We start from the raw sequence: 6,503 nt of genomic DNA on the forward strand, positions 1-6,503 counted from the left end.
TTTCATGGGTGAAAAAGTTACCTGACTGGCAGGATCAAGCAACAGGGAAATGCGGATCAAGCGATAAACATCACATTTTTGTGTCAATGGGGGACTGGTGAAGGGTTACGTCTATTGAAATAAAATAATATTTTTTAGAAAGGATTTACAAGGACAGTGGAATAACGATTAAATTTTACAAGAGACGGTTAATTTTGCCTCCCACTATGTCTGAAAAAATTTATAGTACTATCATGTTTGGAAATAATATCAATAAAATAGATTCTTGATGATGAAAAGAATAAACCAGAAGATCGCAAGAATCTTCTGGTCAATTGTTAAAAGCTACTAAATTCTATCTTCTTAGAAGGAAAACTATCAGGGAATGAAGCACACTTTATTGTTTTTGACAAAACACCCTCTAAAAAATTAGAGAAATTTTCTTTCCTATACTCAACTTCTGGTGCCCTTGCCGCAATAACTGCTACATTCCATAAATCACTATTATCTGATGATACAATCCAGAAAATATAATCACCATTATCAGTGACACCTATAGGAAGGAGTCCATTAGTATCAGGATAAAGAATAAACGGATAATAATCTGGATCAGAATCAACAAGAGATTGAAAATCTTCTATAATCCATTCTTTCTGTCTGAAAAAATTCAAATCATCATCTTCGCTAAACGGATTAAATATAGTGATGAAATCAGCAATTCTGCCAGTGCCATATCGCGTTATAAAATCAATATAATCTTTAGGAAAAGAGTGCTGCCCATCTATCAATGGCCAATTTTCATCCTGACCATTTTCATGTGGGTGCTCAGGCAAGGGCAATATACTATTTAAATTTTTCATACTCATTACTTACATTCCTGGGGGATTAAGAATAGTTACATACTCATAGAAACCACCTGAACCTTCAGCTTTTATTGTGATACCTGCTGGAATTCTGGAAGGTCCTTTATAAATAGGAATGGAACTCATTTCAACAATTTCTCCCCGTTCTAAGGCTTTCCTTATGTTTCCTTCAACTCCACTCATGTTAGGCGTATTAGCAGGTCTTTGTTGAAGAGTAACTAGGTTCCTACGATCATCACCAGAGCCTCCTAATTGCCGTCCAAGTAAATGGCCTCTAGCTCTATTAGAGCCTTTCCCTGTAATAAATCCTGGAGGCTGAATGTCCTGATTAGCGTGAGTTCCTGTATTTATATGACCTTTATCTAAGGTGGCATAAACTCCAGTTGGGCGCTCTAAGTAATCTAACTCACCATATTTAATTTGATTTGGACACCCTTCAAGTCCAAGCGGATCAATCCAATTCGCAGGGTTATGCACATATCCGTAAGGATTCACTCCCCCTTTAAGCCCTATCGGGTCTGGCACCAAGTATTGTCCAGTTTCTCTATCATAATACCGAAAACGATTATAGTATAGCCCGCTTTCCTTATCTTCGTACTGTCCTGCGAAGCGCAGGTTGCAGTTAACATGATAATCCGCATCATTGGAAGCAATGACCTGCGAGCGTTCCGCCTTGCCCCACGTAGTCAGCCGTTGCGCCCAGACCAGCCCGCCTTCTTCATTCAACATTTCACGCGGTGTGCCCTGATGGTCACTGACAATATAGTGGAGCTTGCCGTGCTCAAAACGTGCAGCGGGAGTTAATGAACCGGGTTTATACAGCCAGCGGATACGCTGTTCGTCTGCTGGCGTACCATCCGCATAAATCGGCGTTTCTTCGATAAGCTGGTCACCGCTCCACAGATAATCCTGTCCCATAATGGCACTGGGTTTAACACTTAAATCCGGTTTCCCATCCAGCCACAATTTTAAATTTGCCGCAGTCAGTTTTCCATCATGTACTTTCAGTTTACGAATTCTTCGCCCAAAAGCATCGTAGCGATAGTGCCAGCGTGAGCCGTCGGGGGTTTCACATTGGGTTAATTGATTCAGTACATCCCAGCGATAGCGCCACACTTGGGGCCGGAAACCGTCACGCTGCTCGGTTTTTTCGATAAGCCGCCCGCTGGTGTCGTAACGATAACGGATATGGCCGTGCTGTACCACCCGCCCCGCTTTCTGGCGTTGTGTGATTTGTGTGATTGCGCCGTGCGCATCTGTCAGGATATGCTGGTTTAAGTTGCCATTGGCATCATAACTGAACTGCTCTTCATACGGGCGTGCCCCCTGATACAGGGTCTGTGTTATCTGACCGTTAGTATTGTAACGGTAACGCGTCTGTCCCCAGCGGCCATCATCAATCACCCGGATGTTGTATGCCCGGTCATATTGCCAGCTACGGTTGACTGCCGTGGCCTGTGGCGGGAAGTGAGGATCGTTTTGTTGCAGGGTTTCCCGGAACAGGGGGGTTGACCGGCCCGCTGACTGATGAGACAGCAAACCCGATGCCGTATAGCGACTGGCCAGAATAAAGCCGTGGGCGCTTTCCCGCACCGTTTCCTGTCCCAGTGGGTCATGCTGTAAAGACAGCGGGCTGTGTTGGTTAAACTGGAAACGGTCTAACCAGCCCATTCGGTTATAACCCAAATGCAGCGTATCTTCGCCCAGGGTTTCTGTGACAGGCAGGTCGTTGAGGTCATCCCATTCATGCGAGATTTCACGCCCGTTCAGACACTCACTTATCAGATGCCCGGCCTCATCATAATCAAATTCCACCACCGCATCGGCTGAGACGGCCCGGATCATCCTGCCTCTGGGGTCGTAGGCATAGGTAGTCTCGGCCTGCAAGGTATATTCCAGTTTTCCGGCCTGCCAGTATTCCTGCCGTAAAATCTGGTCGTTGGCATTATAACAAACCCGAATCAACTGACCGTTGGGATACCTTGTCAGGATTCGGCGCCCTGCCCGGTCATAGGTATAGTCGATCGCTCGTCCTGTAAAATCGGTTTCACGGATAATTTGCCCGGCTAAATCCCGCTCATAGCGATACGTTTCACCGGTGGCTATCGTCACGCTGTTCAGGCGAATTAAGCGGTCATAACCAAAATGCAGAATCGTCCCATCCGGGCGGGTAAGCTGAGTCAGCAGGTCAAAGGCGCCATAGCTATAACGGGTGCTATTACCCTCGCCATCGGTAACCGCCGTGACCCGGCGTTCATTGTCATAGCTGATGTGCTGTTTTACTCCGTCCGGCAATTCAATTTCCGTGACGCTGCTTTCCGGGCTGGCATGGAATGTACAGTGCTGATAACGGGTTTGCTGACCCAACGCATCGGTCATCGTACAAAAAACGATCCTGCCAGTAGCCTTGTGGCGTGCTGACTAAGACTACCCGCCCCCGGTTGTCATACTCCATCGACACATCTGTTGAATCCGTGTCATGCCAACGGATCATCGCTCCACGGGGATCGTATTCGTGCCAGAGATGACTGAACTGAAACGAATGGCATTCTGACAGGTAATGTTGTGCGTTGTACTGACAGGTGACCAGCGTCTGGCGCAGTTCTCCGGTCAGGTACGCGATAGAAGCCAACCGATTCTGGCCGTAATTCAGTAATAAGCGATAACCATCGGAATGGATAACCTGTGACAGCCGGTATTGTTTCTCTCCGAAGGGGTCATCATAATGGAAGGTGATATGGTTATTGTGACGGTCACGGATCGCAGATAATAACCGTTTATCACCTATGGACTGTTCAAAACTCCGCGTTAATTGCGTCTGACGATCAAACAGGTGCAACCCGCCCGTTAACGTACCAAACAGCAGATAATGTCCGGCATGCAGGTTGACCGAGAAAACTTTTTCATCCGGCGTATGGAAGGTATAGACAACCCCATCTGCATCAGTGAAATACGTCACTTCCCCCGCTCGCCTTAACTGTTGTGACCAGTCATCTGACCACTTAGGGCCGAACAGACCGGCAAAATTTTCGGTTGAACGATAGGTACGCACTAATGACAGGGGTAAGGTGCCGGGCAGGGAGAGCACCGGCCATTGTTGCAGAAAGTCGCCCGTGGCCATATCCACCGGGTCACTACAGGTATCTTTTTCGTTCGGTTTTTTACTTTGTTTCTGGGTCGATTTTTTCGGGTTATCCGATTGGGTGACCCCTTTTTTATTGCGGGGCAAGGGTAATAACCCGGCAATCACCACCGCCCACTGCAAGGCTTTATTGCTTTCCTGCAAAATAGGGAGTGCCTCACCCGTTTCCTGGGTAATGGAGATGGAGCCTGCCGCACTATTGATATTGGCATCACAGGTCGTGCGATGCCCCAACCGGGCAATCGGCCTGCCGTTGGCAAACACAGTCTTGGCACCTTCAGCGACCACACCGGGAGGATGGTCACTGCACACCACCGGATCACCTTTCCGCGCGACCGGTTTCCCCTCAAAGAACACATTGGGTGATCCTTCTTCAATGGTACCTTTATTGCTGCCGTACTGCCCGATGGCGGCGCCAATTCCGGCACAGGCACCACCGACAAATCCGCCGGCAGCGGCGGCAGCGGCAACCACCACCACCAGTGCCGCCCCGCCTGTGGCCACCACCAGAGCACCTACCGCCACCGCGGTGACCGTACCCAGTAAAACCCCGCCCAGCGCTCCCCATAGTCCGGCATTTTTATTCTGATGGGCGATGGCATCACCTTTTCTGGCCGGGTTTTCACCTTCGGTGGCCACGGTGCTCATCCCCATGCCTTTGGCGATAGCATGGCCGACTTTATCCCCGACATACATACCCGCGGCACCACCCGCCGCGCCGGCGGCTAATCCCACCGCAAAAGGGGCCGCCGCACCCGTTGCCACCGCATAGGCAGCACTGGTCGCCAGCGTGGCATTAGAGAAGGTATCACTTTGTAAAAATTCCAGTGCCCGGTCAGACGTGGATTTTTCTGTTCGTGGCGGTACTGGTGCTGGCTTGCCTCCTTTTGAAGGCGAGGTCTGATTGTGTGTGGCAGGCGATGGGGAAGGTCGTCCTGCTGCCGCTGCGCCCATAATCACATTCTGTGAAACACTCATATCACACCTCCCTGTCAGACGTTATCTTTCGGCTCATCGCGCAACCGGAACGTTGCCATCATGGTCTGCATTTGTTCCCGCTGAGTCACCGTCATCTCTCCCTGACAGGTACCGGTAAAAATCAGCACGTGCCCGGAGGTGTTAAGCAGCCTCATTAATTGATGTACCGGACCACTTGGAGCCCGCCAGCGAAATTCAAAGGTTTCGGTTTCAAAGCCGTTCAGCGCCCCGGATTCATGGTTTATCGCTTCATAATCTTTCAGTTGTTTGCCAATCGCCGTCATTTCCCGTTCGGCAAACTGACTGAATGCCAGTCCCCATGGCAAATTGTCACGGGAGATGGTGAAACTGGTGCCATTTTTTTCATCGGTGCTGTTCAACACCAGAATACTGGCATCCTGCCAGCTGGCGGGCAGCATAATCGTGCCTTGATTGAAGTGGAAAGGCGCGAGATCAGATTGATTGTTCATGGAAGTTCCTTCTGGCTTGTCGCAATTTAAAAATGACTATGCATTATTTGTTGATGTTAACCTGGCCACCTAAGACGGTAACCCCGCTGGCATTCAGCTCAATACTGGCCCCCCCGAACGAAATTTTAATGTTGGTTGTCGTCATTTGAATGGTGCCGCTGCCGACTTTCAGCGTGATATCATCCTGAGCTTCATACAATTGCGTTCCCGCCCCGGCTTTACCGGCGTTTGCTTTCACCTGCACCACATTAGCCTCCGTGCTGCGTTTTTGGCAGATAGTCTCGGTCAGGTTGCCTTGCTGCACGGTTTTCTGTTCATCTCCTGTCTGAATGAGCAGGCTCCGGTTACCGGCTTCCACAACTAAACTCTGGTCATTTTTTACTGTGGTCTGCATATCCTTCTGTGCATGCAGGGCCAGCCGCTCACTGCCTTTTGCATCCTCGAACAGCAGCTCGTTGTAACCTTCACCTTTGTGGGTTTTGGAGCGGAAGGCCATCTGGGTTTTACTGCCCGGCAGCCCGCCCGGTGGGATATTGCTCGCGTGGTAGGTGCGCCCGGTCACGATCGGCTGATCCGGATCGCCATGCAGAAAATCCACCACCACTTCCTGCCCGATGCGCGGAATTGCCAACATGCCCCAACCCTGACCGGCCCACGGCTGGGTGACCCGTATCCAGCATGAACTCTGATCGTCGCTCTTACCGTAGCGATCCCACGGGAACTGGAGGCGGATCCGTCCGTATTGATCACAGAAGATTTCTTCCCCGGCCGGGCCGACCACTTTGGCAATCTGCGGGCCGTCAATGACCGGTTTCGGTAACGGTGCCGGGCGCCAGTGCTGGTTATGGCGGATAAAGTGGAATTGGCTGTTCAGGGTGGTGCCTGTGCCGCTGTTGGCAGTTTCGAGTGCCTGAGGCTGGCTGCCGGCATGACTGGCGCCCACCACCTGCCAGGACGGTCATGAACCCAATAGTTAGATCTTTTAGAGAAAGTAGTATTCACGCTCAATGAACGTTCCTATCACTTTATCGTGTATTTCTGCTGACTTAGAATAACCTATCGTTTTTCGAT

General features: G+C 50.0%; 5 protein-coding genes and 1 pseudogene. All 6 read right to left on the reverse strand.

Annotated elements, in window-relative coordinates; all coding sequences use genetic code 11:
* Window positions 1-317: 317 nt before the first annotated feature.
* Entirely contained in the window at window positions 318-845 is a 528-nt protein-coding gene (locus AAC854_RS20570) for an SMI1/KNR4 family protein (protein WP_340618729.1), read from the reverse strand.
* A gap of 3 nt (window positions 846-848) precedes the next feature.
* Window positions 849-3,221 (reverse strand): RHS repeat-associated core domain-containing protein, encoded by a 2,373-nt coding sequence (locus tag AAC854_RS20575; protein ID WP_340618730.1) that lies wholly within the window; start codon window positions 3,219-3,221, stop codon window positions 849-851.
* Window positions 3,139-4,962 (reverse strand): PAAR domain-containing protein, encoded by a 1,824-nt coding sequence (locus tag AAC854_RS20580; protein ID WP_340618731.1) that lies wholly within the window; start codon window positions 4,960-4,962, stop codon window positions 3,139-3,141. Before AAC854_RS20580 ends, AAC854_RS20575 begins: the two co-directional genes overlap by 83 nt.
* A gap of 14 nt (window positions 4,963-4,976) precedes the next feature.
* Window positions 4,977-5,432, reverse strand: a complete 456-nt coding sequence (locus AAC854_RS20585; protein ID WP_340618732.1) for a DcrB-related protein — start codon at window positions 5,430-5,432, stop codon at window positions 4,977-4,979.
* Between the two features lie 43 nt (window positions 5,433-5,475).
* Window positions 5,476-6,384: pseudogene (gene tssI, locus AAC854_RS20590) on the reverse strand (type VI secretion system tip protein TssI/VgrG); the annotation flags it as partial.
* Window positions 6,385-6,414: 30 nt separating this feature from the next.
* The coding region (locus AAC854_RS20595; RefSeq protein ID WP_340618733.1) for an IS1 family transposase at window positions 6,415-6,503 on the reverse strand (89 nt) is incomplete at its 5' end.

Origin of the sequence: Xenorhabdus entomophaga (genome assembly GCF_037996725.1) — a bacterium.
In the GTDB taxonomy this organism is placed as follows: Bacteria; Pseudomonadota; Gammaproteobacteria; order Enterobacterales; family Enterobacteriaceae; genus Xenorhabdus; species Xenorhabdus khoisanae.

Bases quoted from the DNA above. Each gene is read 5' to 3' on its own strand.
- AAC854_RS20570 (WP_340618729.1), bottom strand. From the start codon at position 845: ATGAGTATGAAAAATTTAAATAGTATATTGCCCTTGCCTGAGCACCCA.
- AAC854_RS20575 (WP_340618730.1), bottom strand. From the start codon at position 3,221: ATGACCGATGCGTTGGGTCAGCAAACCCGTTATCAGCACTGTACATTC.
- AAC854_RS20585 (WP_340618732.1), bottom strand. From the start codon at position 5,432: ATGAACAATCAATCTGATCTCGCGCCTTTCCACTTCAATCAAGGCACG.
- AAC854_RS20580 (WP_340618731.1), bottom strand. From the start codon at position 4,962: ATGAGTGTTTCACAGAATGTGATTATGGGCGCAGCGGCAGCAGGACGA.